The 14,089-nt window shown below is 61.3% G+C and carries 14 protein-coding genes; all 14 read right to left on the reverse strand.

The features are described from left to right. Positions 1–68 precede the first annotated feature (68 nt). Positions 69–1,337, reverse strand: coding sequence for a UDP-N-acetylglucosamine 1-carboxyvinyltransferase (murA, locus tag EL199_RS11790; protein WP_004143096.1), 1,269 nt, complete (start codon positions 1,335–1,337; stop codon positions 69–71). Positions 1,338–1,339: 2 nt separating this feature from the next. Then, positions 1,340–1,564, reverse strand: coding sequence for a BolA/IbaG family iron-sulfur metabolism protein (locus tag EL199_RS11795; RefSeq protein ID WP_004143094.1), 225 nt, complete (start codon positions 1,562–1,564; stop codon positions 1,340–1,342). Next, complete coding sequence (locus EL199_RS11800) at positions 1,549–1,854, reverse strand: STAS domain-containing protein (RefSeq protein WP_004143092.1); 306 nt, start codon at positions 1,852–1,854, stop codon at positions 1,549–1,551. Before EL199_RS11800 ends, EL199_RS11795 begins: the two co-directional genes overlap by 16 nt. Next, entirely contained in the window at positions 1,851–2,468 is a 618-nt protein-coding gene (locus EL199_RS11805; protein WP_004143090.1) for an MlaC/ttg2D family ABC transporter substrate-binding protein, read from the reverse strand. The genes EL199_RS11800 and EL199_RS11805 overlap by 4 nt, the downstream gene beginning before the upstream one ends. Then, on the reverse strand, positions 2,465–2,965 hold the full coding sequence (mlaD, locus tag EL199_RS11810; protein ID WP_040356080.1) for an outer membrane lipid asymmetry maintenance protein MlaD: 501 nt from the start codon (positions 2,963–2,965) through the stop codon (positions 2,465–2,467). Before mlaD ends, EL199_RS11805 begins: the two co-directional genes overlap by 4 nt. Before the next feature lies 1 nt (position 2,966). Continuing rightward, on the reverse strand, positions 2,967–3,749 hold the full coding sequence (gene mlaE, locus EL199_RS11815; RefSeq protein WP_040356178.1) for a lipid asymmetry maintenance ABC transporter permease subunit MlaE: 783 nt from the start codon (positions 3,747–3,749) through the stop codon (positions 2,967–2,969). A gap of 5 nt (positions 3,750–3,754) precedes the next feature. Next, positions 3,755–4,561 (reverse strand): ABC transporter ATP-binding protein, encoded by an 807-nt coding sequence (locus tag EL199_RS11820; protein ID WP_004143084.1) that lies wholly within the window; start codon positions 4,559–4,561, stop codon positions 3,755–3,757. Then, the gene (locus tag EL199_RS11825; RefSeq protein ID WP_004143082.1) at positions 4,551–5,027 is read right to left on the reverse strand and encodes an EVE domain-containing protein; all 477 of its coding nucleotides are present in this window, start codon (positions 5,025–5,027) and stop codon (positions 4,551–4,553) included. Before EL199_RS11825 ends, EL199_RS11820 begins: the two co-directional genes overlap by 11 nt. 310 nt (positions 5,028–5,337) lie before the next feature. Then, positions 5,338–5,457 (reverse strand): transferrin-binding protein-like solute binding protein, encoded by a 120-nt coding sequence (locus EL199_RS12880; protein WP_232008306.1) that lies wholly within the window; start codon positions 5,455–5,457, stop codon positions 5,338–5,340. A gap of 25 nt (positions 5,458–5,482) precedes the next feature. Continuing rightward, positions 5,483–9,619 (reverse strand): translocation/assembly module TamB domain-containing protein, encoded by a 4,137-nt coding sequence (locus EL199_RS11830; protein WP_004143077.1) that lies wholly within the window; start codon positions 9,617–9,619, stop codon positions 5,483–5,485. Beyond that, positions 9,616–11,439, reverse strand: a complete 1,824-nt coding sequence (locus EL199_RS11835; RefSeq protein WP_004143075.1) for an autotransporter assembly complex protein TamA — start codon at positions 11,437–11,439, stop codon at positions 9,616–9,618. The genes EL199_RS11830 and EL199_RS11835 overlap by 4 nt, the downstream gene beginning before the upstream one ends. Before the next feature lie 4 nt (positions 11,440–11,443). Next, the gene (murJ, locus tag EL199_RS11840; protein WP_004143073.1) at positions 11,444–12,982 is read right to left on the reverse strand and encodes a murein biosynthesis integral membrane protein MurJ; all 1,539 of its coding nucleotides are present in this window, start codon (positions 12,980–12,982) and stop codon (positions 11,444–11,446) included. Beyond that, a complete protein-coding gene (locus EL199_RS11845) occupies positions 12,982–13,818 on the reverse strand; it encodes a methylenetetrahydrofolate reductase (protein ID WP_004143072.1) in 837 nt (278 codons plus the stop codon). Before EL199_RS11845 ends, murJ begins: the two co-directional genes overlap by 1 nt. A gap of 17 nt (positions 13,819–13,835) precedes the next feature. Then, complete coding sequence (locus EL199_RS11850; RefSeq protein WP_004143070.1) at positions 13,836–14,069, reverse strand: hypothetical protein; 234 nt, start codon at positions 14,067–14,069, stop codon at positions 13,836–13,838. Positions 14,070–14,089 lie beyond the last annotated feature (20 nt).

Genomic DNA, 14,089 nt, shown 5'->3' on the forward strand with positions numbered 1-14,089 from the left:
GATACCAGGCGTTCTCGTAGCTGACTTTTGTTGGTTGGGTCAGCGCTGCGCCAACCCAACTTGCGATGTCATAGCGATTCTTCTGCGCGCACGCGGCGGATGTTGGCGCCGACCGCGCCCAGTTTTTTTTCGATGGCGTCGTAGCCGCGGTCGAGGTGGTAGATGCGGTCAATGGTGGTTTCGCCTTCGGCGGCCAGTGCGGCGAGAACGAGGCAGGCGGAGGCGCGCAGGTCGGTCGCCATCACCGGTGCGCCGCTCAGTTTGGCGACGCCGCGCACGGTGGCGGTGTGGCCTTCGATGGCGATGTCTGCCCCCATCCGCGCCAGTTCGGGGACGTGCATGAAGCGGTTTTCAAAGATGGTTTCGATGACGGTCGCCGTGCCTTGCGCGACGGTGTTGAGCGCCATGATTTGTGCCTGCATGTCGGTCGGGAAGGCGGGGAATGGTGCGGTGCGGATGCTGACGGCGTGCAGCGGTCGCCCGCGCTGGTCCAGGCGGATGTAGTCCGGGCCGCGTTCTACGAGTGCGCCTGCCGCTTCGAGTTTTTCCAGCACGGCTTCGAGCAGGTCGGCGCGGGTGTGGCGGGTGGTGATTTCGCCGCCGGTGATGGCCGCGGCGATGAGGTGGGTGCCGGTTTCGATGCGGTCGGGCAGGGTCGCGTAACGCGCCGGTTTGAGCGCGCGCACGCCTTCGATGGTGAGTGTCGTCGTGCCGATGCCGCTGATTTTCGCGCCCATGGCGTTCAGGCAGTGGGCGAGGTCGCTGACTTCCGGCTCGCAGGCGGCGGCGTCAAGGATGGTGGTCCCTTCGGCGAGTACGGCGGCCATCAGCAGGTTTTCGGTGCCGGTGACGGTGGTAACGTCCATGATGAAGCGGGCGCCGCGCAGTTTGCCGCGCGCTTCGATGTAGCCTTCGTGGATGTTAATGTGTGCGCCGAGTGCCTGCATGCCTTTGATGTGTTGGTCCACCGGGCGCGCGCCGATGGCGCAGCCGCCGGGCAGGGAGACGCGTCCCTGGCCGAAGCGGGCGAGCAGCGGCCCCAGAACGAGGATGCTGGCGCGCATGGTTTTGACGAGTTCGTAGGGCGCTTCGGGGTTTGTGATGTCCGTCGCGTCCACGGTGACCTGGTGCTCGCCGGTAAATGCCGCTTTGGCGCCCATGGCGTTTAGCACTTTGATGAAGGTGTGGACGTCGCGCAGGCGGGGGACGTTGTCGATGATGGTTTCGCCGGGGACGAGCAGGGTGGCGGCGAGGATGGGCAGGACGGCGTTTTTCGCACCGCTGATGCGGACTTCGCCGGTAAGCGGGGTGCCGCCGATGATTTTGAGTTGTTCCATGGTTAGCCCGCCACTTCGGTTTTCAGCGCCAGCGCGTGGATTTCGTTGCTGCCGAGGATGTCGCCGAGGGCGTTCATCACGGTGCGGTGTTGTTCGAGGCGGCTTTTGCCGGCAAAGCCGGCGGAGCGGATGTGGGCGCTGTAGTGAACGCCGTCGAAGGTGGTGAGGGTGATTTCGGCGTCGGGCAGGACGGCTTTGATGCGTGAGGTGATCAGTTCTTCTTGCATGGTTGGCTCATGGTGGGCAGGTCGATTTCGTAGAGGGCGAGGAGTTCGTTGAGAATAGGCGGCAGGTTTTGCCAGGCGAGCGTTTTGTGTTGCGCACCGGCAAGGGCTGCCAGCCAGACGAGCGCGGCAACGCCGATGCTGTCCGCCTGTTGCAGTTGGCTCGCGTCAATGGTGAGGGTATCGGGCAAGGGTTCGTCGCGCAGGCGGCGGCCGTCAAGTGTCGGGATCGTTAAAGCGGGGTGCAGTTGCAGCACCCCGCCGGTGAGTGTTCCGAGGGCAGCGAGGCTCATTCGTTGCCTTTCATCGTCTTGATTTTGGCGATGAGTTTGTCGATGCCGCCCTGGTTAATCTCGGTATCGAAGCTGTTGCGGTAGCTGGAGAGGATGGAGACGTTTTCAAAGGAGACGTCGTAGATTTTCCATTGGCCGCCTTTGTAGCGCACGCTGAAGACGACAGTCGCCTGTTTGCCGTTTTTGTCGCGCACCTGGATGCGGATGTCGCTGCGCTGGTATTTGTCGAGCGGCGAGGCGCTCAGGATTTTTACCGCTTCTTCGACGGGCGTGCCGGCGTAGTTCGTCCAGCCGCGCGAATAGACGCGCACCAGGAGGTCGCGGAAGGCAGCGGTGAAGTCGGCTTTTTGTTGCGCGCTGGCGTCGCGCCAGTGGCGACCGAGGACGACTTGCGACATCAGCTCGAAGTCCATGTACGGTAGCACTTCGCTTTTGATAAGGTCGCTGAAGGCGCCGGGATCGTTGCGGTAGCGGCTCTGGTTGGCGTTCAGTTTGGTGAAGACGGTTTTCGCCTGTTGTTCGACTAGCGCCTTGGCGTCATCTGCGCTTGGCTGCGCGGCAAAGGCCATGGCGGAAACGGCGGCGAGGGCGAGGCTCATGAGGATTTTTTTCATGGGTTAGGCTCCTGGGGTGTGGATTTTGACGCATCGTCCTTGGCGGACATTTGCGTGACGAATTGCTGGATTAGCTTCTCCAATACCATAGACGAACCGGTGTACTGGATCGTATCACCATTTTGTAACATCGCCGGGTCGCCACCAGGGACGATGCCGATGTATTTCTCACCGAGCAGCCCGGCGGTGAGGATGTCGGCGCTGCTGTCGAGCGGCAGGCGGTCGTACTCGCCGGAAATCTCCAGCACCACTTTCGCCTTGTAGGCATCCTGATCGTAGCCGATGCTTTTCACCTTGCCGATTTGCACGCCGGACATCGTCACCTTGGCGTTTTTGGAAAGGCCGCTGATATCAGCAAAATCCGCATTCACTTCATACGGATGGCTCATGCGGAAGCCGCGCGCGTTGCTTGCCTGCAAGGCAAGAAAGACCATAGCGGCAAGCGCCAGCAGGACAAACAGCCCCACGGCGACGGAAACACTGCGATTCGATTGCACATCAACCTCCAAACAACATCGCGGTCAAAACAAAATTCAGCCCCAACACGGCGAGTGAAGACATCACCACCGTCGTCGTCGTCGCGCGCGACATACCGCTTGCGGTCGGCAGGCTGCTGAAACCCTGAAACACGGCAATCGCCGCGCATACCCAGCCGAAGACCAGACTTTTCAACAGCATGCCGCGCACGACATCACTGCCGAAATCAACACTGTTCTGCATCCCCGACCAAAAAATCCCGTCATCCAGACCAAGATAGACCACCCCGACCAGATGCGCGCCAATGATGGCGACGGCAACAAAAAGAATCGTCAACAGCGGCAGCGCGAACCAGGCGCCCAAAAAGCGCGGCACGCCGACCTGCGCCACCGGCTCAATCGCCATCATCTCCATCGCCACCAGCTGCTCGGTGGTCTTCATCAGGCCAATCTCGGCGGTAATCGCCGAACCGGCGCGCCCGGCAAAAAGCAGCGCACTCACCACCGGCCCCAGCTCACGCAACAGCGACAACGCCACCATCGTGCCGAGCGCCTGCTCCGCGCCGAAGCGCACCATCGTCGTATAAGCCTGGAATGACAGCACCATGCCGACGAACAACCCGGCGACCAAAATAATCGGCAGCGACAACACGCCCGCCGCATACGTCGCGCGCAGCGTGAGCAACGGCTTGCGCAACAAAATCGCCACATGGCGCAGCAGCGCCAGCGCGAACAAACAAAAATCACCCAGCGCGGCGAGACAGGCGAGCGTCGTCGCCCCTACCGCCGCAAGAAAATCCGACACAAACTTCATCGCACCCGCTCCAGCAAACCCTGCGCATAATCGGCGGCAGGAAAATGAAACGCCACCGGGCCGTCCGCCTCGGCATGCATGAACTGATGCACCAAGGGGTCCGTGCTCGCATACAGCTCGGCGGGCGCGCCATTGGCGAGCAACTTGCCGCCGGAAAAGAGCAGGATGCGGTCGGCAATCTTGCTCACCTCGGCCACATCATGCGACACCACAAAACTCGTCATGCGCAGGCCGTCGTTCAAATCACGCACCAGGCGGGTCAGCACGCCCAGCGAAATCGGATCCTGCCCGGTAAACGGCTCGTCATAAATCATCAACTCCGGATCAAAAGCAATCGCCCGGGCGAGTGCCACCCGCCGCGCCATGCCGCCGGACAGCTCCGCCGGCATCAGCGCCGCCGCACCACGCAGACCGACGCGCTGCAACTTCATCAGCGTCACCGCCTCAATCAAACGGCGGTCAAGGCGCGTCTTCTCGCGCAGCGGAAAAGCGACATTCTCCGCCACCGACATATCCGAAAACAGCGCGCCGGACTGGAACAACATGCTCATCCGCCGCCGCAGCCGCATCAGCGCCGCGCGCGACAAATCCGGCACCGACTCGCCCAGCACCTCGACCGTCCCCGCGTCTGGGCGCAACTGCCCGGTCAAAAGACGCATCAACGTCGTCTTGCCCGTACCGGACGGCCCCATGACGGCGACCACTTCGCCGCGCGCAATCTCAAAACTCACATCATCAAAAATCTTGCGACTGCCGCGTGCAAACGACAAATGCGCGACGCGCACCACCCAATCAGTAGCCATCAACAGCCTCCCCGGCCAGCGCCAGCACCGCCTGCCACTCGGCAGGGGTAACCGGCGAAACCGACAACCGGCTGCCCTTGCGCACCACCTCCATGCCGGCAAGCGCGGGCACATCCTTCAACTGCGCCAGCGACACCATCGCAGAAAACGCGCGGACAAACTGCACGACGACCAAATCCCAGCGCGGCGCATCGAGCGACGCCTTCGCGTCAAAATAGCGGCTCTCTGGGTCAAACTGCGTCGGGTCAGGGCGCGCCTCGCCGACAATCTCCACCACGCCGACAATGCCAGACGGCTTGGCGTTGGAATGATAAAAAAACGCCCGGTCGCCTGCGCGCATCTGCCGCATAAAATTGCGCGCCTGAAAATTGCGCACGCCGTCCCACGGCTCGCGCTGCCCCGGACGCGCACGCAAATCATCGAGGGAAAAATTGCCCGGCTCGGACTTTAACAACCAATAATTCATGCAAAAAGACGGTCAAAAAGAAAGCGCGCATCATACCGACAACGGTGGCGGTATGCCAGCGCATGACGATTATAGCGGGCCCCATTTGTGTTCCATAACAACAGTACGCAGCAGAAAGCCCTTGCTTCTGCGAGAAACAGAACCAGCGTGTACGGGATAAAAATGGATAGCTATAACATCAGGTTAAACCATAAAGCGCAGCAAAAAAAAAGGATTGGATGCGCGACGCATCCAATCCTGCTTCAGAGCAAACGGTTTTATTCAGCGTTAGACCAAACGCACCGTCTTGATTCAACAATGACGAAAATATTTATCGCTCTTTGGCACCAAAAGCACCAATAAATTCTTTTTCGTTAGGCATGGAAGAATCCTTGCCATAAGTACCGGAAATTTCTTCACCCCGGTTTCCAAAGAAACGACCATCGGTCACCACCTTATCGTTAGTCGCGCCGCCGTTAGTCCCGCTCAAATTCGTAGATGAGGTCCACCGCGCGCTCTTGTGCGTGGGCGCTCGCTTCGATGTTGAGGTGTTCGGTGAATTGGTAGCGGGCGATGAATTCGGTGACGCCGGTGAAGAAGTTGCTTTTCAGGCCAACGTACATGTCCTTGCCGAGGTATTTGCCTGCTTTGAGGCCGGTGACGCCGAGGTCGAAGACGTCCAGCCCGCTGTCTTTGCCGAGTGCGTCCAGTTTGCCGCCGCCCGGCAGGATGCCGCCGAGTGAGAGGCTGGCCGCGCTTTGCAGCAGCGCTTCGTTGTCCATGGTGCCATCCGGCGGGCGACCAAAGAGGAGGTAGGAGAGGATGGCGGAGTCGGGCAGTTTGGGCGTGGAGGTGAGTTTGAGTTGCAGGCGTTCAACGCTGCCGGTGATGGCGGCGCCGACTTTGATGTCTTTGCGGTCAATGGTGCGCAGGGCGAGGAAGTCGATGGTGGGGTTGGCGATGTTGCCGCCGGTAAAGGTGACTTTGCCGCGTTTGATGTCCAGCTCCTGGCCGTAGAGTTCGTACACGCCGCTCGCCACTTCGATGGTGCCTTTGGCGGCCAGCGGACGGTTCGGGCGCTCGATGATGGTCATGCCGCCTTTGAGGCGGATATTTACATCTTTGTTTTTGAAGTAGACTTTGTCGCCCAGGAGGATTTCGATGTCAGCTTTGAGCGGTACGGGCGGCTCGACCGCCGCCAGCGGCTTTTTTGGGTTTTCTTCGTTGAGGATAACGACGTCTTTGGAGATTTCGACGCCGCCGCTGGTGTCGGGGATGGAGATGTTGGCTTTGGGGACGTGGATTTTGCCTTTGACTTCGATGCCGCTCGTCGGGTCAATGGTGATGCGGAAGTCGGGCGAGATGCTGACCATCATGGTTTTGGAGTCGGCAATGAGCATGTTTTTGCCGACAAGCGCGAGGTCAAGGCGGGTCGGCGCAAGGTACAGCACGCCTTTGGCGTCGAGGTTGCCGTCCGGGGTGCCGATGTTGCCGTTGATGTCGATTTGTCCGCTGCGGTGCGCCGAGAGGCGGAGGCGGATGTTTTTGAGTTCGGTCGCGTATTGCGGGATTTTGATGAGGCCGTTTTCGAGTTGCAGCTCGCCGCTGACTACCGGCGCTTTGGCGCTACCGCTGAATTGGAGGACGCCGCCGACGCGGCCGCGCATTTCGCTCGCTTTCGGCACGAAGTTGCGGTACTTGCCGATGTCCGGGATGTTCACTTTGATTTCGCCGGAAAGCGTTTGTTTGTTCAGGTCGCTGATGAGGGCGCGGCCGTTGATGCTGCCGCTGTCGCCAAGGTCGATGGCGAGGGTGTTTTCTGCCTGGCGGTCGGTGAAGCGGGTGCGCAGTTGCGCGGTTTTGATGGCGAGGTTGAGCGGCGGCTGGCCTTTGATTTGGATATTGATGTTGCCGGGGGTGAGGTGCAGGTCGGCGTTGCCGCGCAGTTGGCCGCTGTCGGCGATGGCGATTTTGCCTTCGCCTTGCAGCGCGGTGTTCAAGCGGATGTTTTTCGGGATGAGTTTGCCGAAGCTTTTGGGATCCAGGGTGCTGATGCGGTAGGCGAGTTCGGTTTGTTTGTCGCGTTTGAGGTCGAGGCAGAGGCCGCTGTGGGCGTCGGCGAGGCAGAAGTCGCGCAGGGTGATTTGTTTGGGGGCGATTTGCAGGGCGCTGCGTTGTTTCAGGCGCCATTGCATGTCGTAGCCGCTGGCTTCCAGGCTGTTGATGTCGCCTTTCCAGGCATCCGGCGCGCTGAAGCCGCCGCTGGCGGCGAGTTGCAGGTTGGCGTCGCCGCCGCTGGTGCGCAGGGTGAGGCTGTGGCGGTCGTAGTTGCCATCGCTTGCGAGCTGGATGTCTTTCCAGTTTTGTCCGGCTGTCTGTACGCCTTGTAGCTGGATGCGGTTGTTGAAGCGCCCGCCTTTTTTCAGGCTGGTGGCGAGGTCGGCTTGCAGGCTGGCGATTTTGTGACCGGCGTAGGTGAGCGCTTTGCCGCTCAGTTGTGCCTGGAGTTCGGGCGCCTGGCGGCTGCCCGTCAGTTTGCCTTTGCCTGTGAGGCTGCCGCCGAGGGCGGGGTGGAAGGCAGCGAGGCGTTTGCCGTCAAGGTCGAAGTCAAGCGCGAGGGTTTTGTCGTCCAGTTTGCCGTCAAGGGCGACGCGGTTGTCGCCGATTTTGATTTCCAGCGCTTTGATGTGGTATTGGCCGCCGTCCATCTTCATTTGGCCATGTCCGGCCAGCGCTTGTTTTTGCCAGCGGCCTTTGAGGTCGTTGATGTCGGCGGTGAGTTGGACTTTGCCGTTTTTGACGCTACCCGCGCTGGCAAGCCGGGCGCTGATTTCGCCTTCGAGGGTTTTCAGCCGCTCCCATTGGTGCGGGTGCAGGTTTTTGGCATCTATTTTGGCGTTCCAGCTGACGTGCGGCGACCAGCCGCTTTCGCCAGTGAGATGCAGGCTGCCTTGCAGGCTTTGGGCGTCGAGCTTGATGTCGCGGATGTTGTGCAGCGGGTCGAGGGTGCCGCTGCCTTTGAGGGTGAGCGCCGGGAAGTGTTCGCCGCGCGCGTCGCCTTCGATGGTAACGGCGAGGCGGTTGTACGCGCCTTTGCCGGTCGCGCTCCCTTGTCTGGAGGCGACGATGGGGTTTTTCGTATCGCCGACGCGCAGGTTTTTCCACATCAGTTTGCCGTCCAGTTGGGGCTGGAGCAGGTTGCCGCTGACGCGCACGTCGCCGTTGATGTCGCCGCCGATGATGGGCAGAAGACGGTCCAGGCTGGGGGCGGCGACGTGCAGTTGCAGGTCGGCGCTGGCGGCATCGGCGCTGCCGTTGGCGCGCAGGCTGTTGCCCGCGAGCTGGAGTTTAAGGTCGCGTACGTCCAGTTTGCCCGCGCCGTAGTTGAGGCTGCCCTGGCCGTTCAGTGGTTGTTTTTGCCAGTGACCGCTCAGGCGCTCGATGCCGAGGTAGGCGTTGCCGTCGCCGCCGTGGGTCTGGATGTGGCCGTCCAGTTGCAGGTCGAGGTCGGGGCGCCAGTTTTTGCCGTTGATGCCGCTGATGTCCAGGGTGCCGCGCCAGGCGGGCGCGCCGCTCAAATCGGCTTCGCCCTGGTAGCGCGCGCTGCCGCCGAGGGTGGCGAGTGTGAGGTCGATGTTTTGTAGTTTGGCGTCGCCGTAGTCGCCGGCCAGGTTGAGTTCGGCAGGCGGCAGGTCTTTGCCCGCGAATGCGGCCTGGAGTTCGCCGCGCAGGGCGCTGTAGTCGCCGCTCAGTTTGAGGCTGCCGCGCTCGCTTTGGTATTCGTGGTTGTGGTAGTCGAGGTTTTTCCAGGCGAGGGTGGCGTCGAGGTGTTTTTGTGCGGGGGCGAGCGCGCCATCAAGGCGGATGTCGCCGCTGACCGCTCCGGTGAGGGTGAGTTGTAGTTGTGGTTTGAGCAGGCTTTGTTGCCAGCGCAGTTGTGCGCTTTGTCCGGGCGGGAGCAGCGGGGTGTCGGCGTCAAGGGCGAGGGTCAGTGGGTAGTCGCCGCGGGTTTCGGCTTTGCCGTCGAGGGTCGCTTTGCCTTTGTCGCTGTCGAGTTTGCCTTGTAGTTTGAGCTGGCTGTCGCGGTAGTCGGCATCCAGTTGGGCGCTGTGGATGTTGATGAGGGGTTTGTCGCCCTGGCGCAGTTCGATGTTTTCCAGCGTGAGGTTGTGCAGCGCGAGGTTTACCGGCAGGTCGAGGTCGGGCAGTTTTTCGGGCGGGGCGCTGTCGTGTGGTGTGTCGGGTTCGTCGCTCGCAGGTGGCAGGAGGATTTGTGCGTCGCGAAGGTGCAGCGCGTCGATGTTCACGTCGCCGGAGAGGAGGTCGCGTGCGCGCAGGTTCAGGCGCAGTTCGGCGGCGCGGATATCAAGCCCGGCGCCATGGAGGTGCAGGTTTTGCCAGCGCTGGTCGCCGAGGAGGTGGCCGTCGAGTGTGTCGTATTCGAGGGTGTAGGGGGTGAAGCGGGCGATGAGGTCAGGCAGTTGGCGGTAGCCGCTGTCGCTGCCGAGCAGGTAGTAGAGTGCGCCAGCCGCGATGAGGATGAGGATGAGGGTGGCGAGAAACAGCCATTTGAGGGTTTTGTACAGGCCGCGCGCCAGTCGTGCCGGGGTCACAGGTCAAGCTCCGCGCCGATGCTGATGTGCAGCCGTACTTTGTCGCCGTATTTTTTGTCAAAGCCGTGTGCGACGTCGAGTTTGATTGGGCCGACCGGTGATTGCCAGTGCACGCCCGCGCCTGCGCCGATTTTGATTTTCGGGTCGTTGATGTAGGCGTCGCCCGCATCAACGAATGCCGCCGCCGCCCAGTCGGGCTTGAAGTAGTATTCGTATTCGAGGCTGCCGACGGCGAGGTAGCGTCCGCCGATGTTGTTGTCGCCGGCGTCGCGGCTGCCGATGTTTTCAAAGGCGTAGCCGCGGATGCTGCGGTCGCCACCGGCGAAGTAGCGCATGCTCGGCGGGATGCGGTCGAAGTCGTCCGTCCAGGTGGCACCGAGCGCCATGCGGCCGACAAGGCGGTTTTTGTCGCCGAGCGATTGTAGGTAGCGGCCGTCGAGGTTCGCCTGGACGACGCTCGCGTCCGAGAGCAGTCCTTTGCCCGCGCCGAGCAGGCCGAAGCGGAACTGGTAGCCATCTTTGGGGTTGAGGCGGTTTTTGGTGGAGGTGTAGGTCCATTGTCCCTGCGGGTAGACGAGCAGGGTTTTGCCGTGGGTGAGGCCGATGGTGAATTTTTCCCAAGAGGCGACGAGGCCGTAGCGGTGCTCCCAGTCGCCGAGGCGGAAGTTGTAGCCGCCTTCGCCGAAGGCACGACGGCTGTCGTAGGTGTCGCGCTTGATGTGGCCGCCGAGGCGGAAGTAGTAGTAGTCGGTCGCCGGGTTTGCCGCCGGGATGCGGTAGAGGGCGTCCACGCTGCTGGTTTTGGTCGAGGCGTAGAGTTTGCTGCTGAATTGGTGGCCGCGGCTGTTTACCCAGCGGCGGTCGAAGTCGAATTTGCCGCGCACGCCGCTGTCGGTGGAGTAGCCGATGCCGAGGATGTAGTGTTTGTTTTCGTCCATGGTCAGCTGGCCTTTGATCGGCACGGTTTTGCGTTCGCGGTCGGGTTCGTCGCCAATCAGCGCTTCGGCGAAGTAGCCGCTACCTTGCAGGTCTTGTTGCAGGGTGGCAACGTCGGAGGAGAGGTAGGGCTGGCCGGGCTGGAACTGGACGAAGCGTTGCAGGAGGTCGGGCGAGAGCGGTACTTCGTTGAATTCGACAGTTTCAAAGGTGTAGCGCATGCCGCTATCGAAGATGAGTGAAACGTCGGCAGTGTTGGTGTCAGGGTTCACCTGGATGCTGTGTTCGCGGAAGGCAGCATCGAAATAGCCGCGCGCACTGGCAAGCGCGACAAAGCGCGCCTTGTAGGTTTCGTAGGTGTTGTGGTCGAGTGTCGTCCCGGATTTGAGCGGGTTTTCGGCGAGCAGTTCGCGGAATTTTTCGTCGCGCTCCGCTTCGCCCAGCACTTGCAGGTTCACCTGGCCGAGTTTGGTCACTTCGTTTTGTGTGACGGTGTAGATGACGGTGATACCGTCGGCGCTGTCGTCCAGCTGTACGTCCACCTGGGTGTGGTAGTAACCAAAGGGCTGCTGCGAGCGGCGGATTTCTTCGCGTCCGCTTTCGATGAGGTATTGCACGTAATCGGGCTGGTCGATTTTTTCGCCAACGACTTTTTCCAGCGAGAGATAGACTTTGGCGTTGTCGTGCCGGGTTTTGTCCTTGATGCCGCGGATGTCGATTTTGCGGATGGTTTTGCCGTCAAGGCTGGCGGCGTTTTTCGTCGCGCGCGCAGCGGGTTTGGCTGCAGGCACGGATTCCAGCGTGATGGTGTCGGCTTTTTTGCCCTGGGCGGGGAGGGTCATCAGGGCGAGGCAGAGTGCGGTAAGCAGCGGTTTGGTGTGCATGGTGTCATCCCGGTTGCAGTTGTCGCCAGCGCAGGCCGAGCGCGAATAGGACGGCGATGTAGCTCATGCCGCCAATGCCGACCAAAAGGAGCAGGTCGCGCAGGCGCATGAAGGCGGTTTTGGCGAGCCAGTCGGCGGCGTCGCCTTGCAGGTAGAGCAGTATGGAAGCGAGGGCGGCGTTGGCGAACAGCACCCGCAGGAAGAACCAGAGCGAGCCGGTTTTCAGCGAGACGCCTTCGCGGCGCAGGAAGTAAAGGAGCAGGCTCATGTTGGCCAGCGCGGCGAAGCTGCTGGCGGCGGCAAGTCCAACGTGCGCGTAGTAGCGGCTCAAAATGAGGGCGAAGACGATGTTGAGCAGCATCGCGCTGATGCCTGCCTTGACCGGGGTTTTGGTGTCGTGGCGGGCGTAGAAGGCGGGGGCGAGGACTTTCACCATGATGTGAAAGAGCGCGCCGATGCCGTAGGCGCGCAGGCTGAGGGTGGTCATTTCGACGTAGTGCGCGTCAAAGCGGCCGCCGTAGAGGAGACCGGCGATGATGGACGGGGCAAGGACTATCAGGCCAACCGCAGCAGCGCTGCCAACGAGAAAGCCCCAACGCAGCGCCCAGTCCAGCGTGCGTACGAATTGCGCGTCGTTGTCGGCGGCGCGCAGCGCGCTCAGGCGAGGCAATATTACCGTGCCGAGGGCGACGCCAATCAGCCCGACCGGCAGTTCGACCAGGCGGTCAGAGTAGTAAAGCCAGGAGATACTGCCTGTTACCAGCCACGAGGCGAGGTAGGTGTTAATCAGCACGGTCAGCTGGCCGACAGATGAGCCAAACAGCGTCGGCACCATCAGTTTCAGGATGCGGCGCACGCCGCTGTGTTTCCAGCCCCAGCGCGGACGCAGCAGCATGCCGCATTTATAAAGGAACGGCAGTTGCAGCGCCAGTTGCGCCACGCCGCCGAGAAACACCGCCCAAGCAAGCTCCATGCCGTACACGCTGCCGTCATGCGGGGCGCCGTGATAATGCCGCCAAAGCGCGGCGGCAATCAGGGTGATGTTAAGCAGCACCGGCGTCAGCGCCGGGATGCCGAACTGGCCGAAGGTATTGAGCACGCCGCCCGCCATCGCTGTTAAAGAAATCAGCAGGATATAGGGGAACATGATGCGCAGCATGTCGCTCGCCAGCACGAACTGCTCCGGGCGCTCGCTGAGGCCGCTTGCCACCAGCGTGATAATCGCGCCGGAAAAAAGCACGCCGATGGCGGTAATCACCAGCAGGATGCCGAGCAGGGTGCCGCTGGTGTGGCGCAGCAAATCTTTCAGCTGCTCCGGGTGTTCGGTGCGGGTAGCGGAAAAAACCGGCACGAAGGCGTTGGCAAAACTGCCCTCGGCGAAGAAACGGCGCAGCGTATTGGGAATGCGCAGCGCGGCGTAGAAGGCATCAGTCACCATGACGTCAAAATAGCGCGCGACCAACATGTCGCGCAGCAGGCCGAGGACGCGCGAGAGCAGCGTCATCACGGCAAAAACGGCAGAGGAGCGACCGAGTGAAGCCATCAGCACCAGCCCAGACGCTTACACAATTCGCCGATAAGATCGGCGCGGTTCATGCTGTAAAAATGCAGCGCCGGCACGCCTTCGGCAATCAGCCGCTCACAAATCCCGGCGACCACATCGGCACCATAATCACACAGCGCGGGCAGATCGTCCTGGAGCGCCTCCAGCCGCTTGCGCAACCAGCGCGGGATTTCCGCGCCGCAGGCGTCAGAAAAACGGCTTAACTGGTTGAAATTGCTGATAGGCATGATGCCCGGCACGATGGGCACGTCAATGCCGAGCGCCAGCGCCTCATCGCGGAAACGCAAGAACGCCTCGACATTATAAAAATACTGCGTCACCGCATCCGTCGCGCCCGCCGCGACCTTGTCGCGAAACGCCTGCAAATCAGCGGCAGGCGTATGCGCACGCGGATGCACCTCCGGATACGCGGCGACGAAAATGCGCGCGTTGTTACCCCAGAGCTCACGCACATAAGCAACCAACTGCTGCGCCGTGGTAAACCCGGCATTCTCGAGCGCGCCGGACGGCATATCGCCGCGCAGCGCCATCAGGCGATAAATGCCGAGCGCACGATAATCATCGAGCAGCGAGCGAATATCGGCCTCGCTGGAGGCGACACACGTCAAATGCGGCATCACCGGCGGGCCGTTCTCCGCGACCAGACGCGCCACCAGATTCATCGTGCGGTCGCGCGTACTGCCGCCCGCGCCATAAGTCACCGAATAATACTCGCACTGCAAATACGCAAGCTCGCGGCGCACCGCAGCCAACTTCTCCGCACCCTCCGGCGTTGCCGTCGGAAAAAACTCACAACTGAGCGGAACCTTGCACACAGCCACAAAAAACTCCCTTAACGCTTGAAACGCGCCGGCTTGATATAAAGCACCAGATTATCCTTGACCTTATAATCGCGCCCGTTGACATCACTAAAACGATAAAAACCCTTGGCGTCCTTCTTCGGCGAACCCGTGGCATAAAGCACATCGCCTGCCATCATCTTCACCTCATAAAGACTCTGCTCGCTGCGCAAGGCACATGCCTGCAAAACCAGCGGCAACAAAACAAAAAACAACCATCTATTCATGAAACAGAACCTGATTGAAA

This window comes from Cardiobacterium hominis (assembly GCF_900637305.1).
Lineage (GTDB): Bacteria > Pseudomonadota > Gammaproteobacteria > Cardiobacteriales > Cardiobacteriaceae > Cardiobacterium > Cardiobacterium hominis.

Excerpts from the sequence above, each read along its gene's own strand:
- EL199_RS11800 (WP_004143092.1), bottom strand. The coding sequence starts at position 1,854 with ATGAGCCTCGCTGCCCTCGGAACACTCACCGGCGGGGTGCTGCAACTG.
- EL199_RS11795 (WP_004143094.1), bottom strand. The coding sequence starts at position 1,564 with ATGCAAGAAGAACTGATCACCTCACGCATCAAAGCCGTCCTGCCCGAC.
- EL199_RS11850 (WP_004143070.1), bottom strand. The coding sequence starts at position 14,069 with ATGAATAGATGGTTGTTTTTTGTTTTGTTGCCGCTGGTTTTGCAGGCA.
- murA (WP_004143096.1), bottom strand. The coding sequence starts at position 1,337 with ATGGAACAACTCAAAATCATCGGCGGCACCCCGCTTACCGGCGAAGTC.
- EL199_RS11835 (WP_004143075.1), bottom strand. The coding sequence starts at position 11,439 with ATGCACACCAAACCGCTGCTTACCGCACTCTGCCTCGCCCTGATGACC.
- EL199_RS11820 (WP_004143084.1), bottom strand. The coding sequence starts at position 4,561 with ATGGCTACTGATTGGGTGGTGCGCGTCGCGCATTTGTCGTTTGCACGC.
- EL199_RS11825 (WP_004143082.1), bottom strand. The coding sequence starts at position 5,027 with ATGAATTATTGGTTGTTAAAGTCCGAGCCGGGCAATTTTTCCCTCGAT.
- EL199_RS11805 (WP_004143090.1), bottom strand. The coding sequence starts at position 2,468 with ATGAAAAAAATCCTCATGAGCCTCGCCCTCGCCGCCGTTTCCGCCATG.
- murJ (WP_004143073.1), bottom strand. The coding sequence starts at position 12,982 with ATGGCTTCACTCGGTCGCTCCTCTGCCGTTTTTGCCGTGATGACGCTG.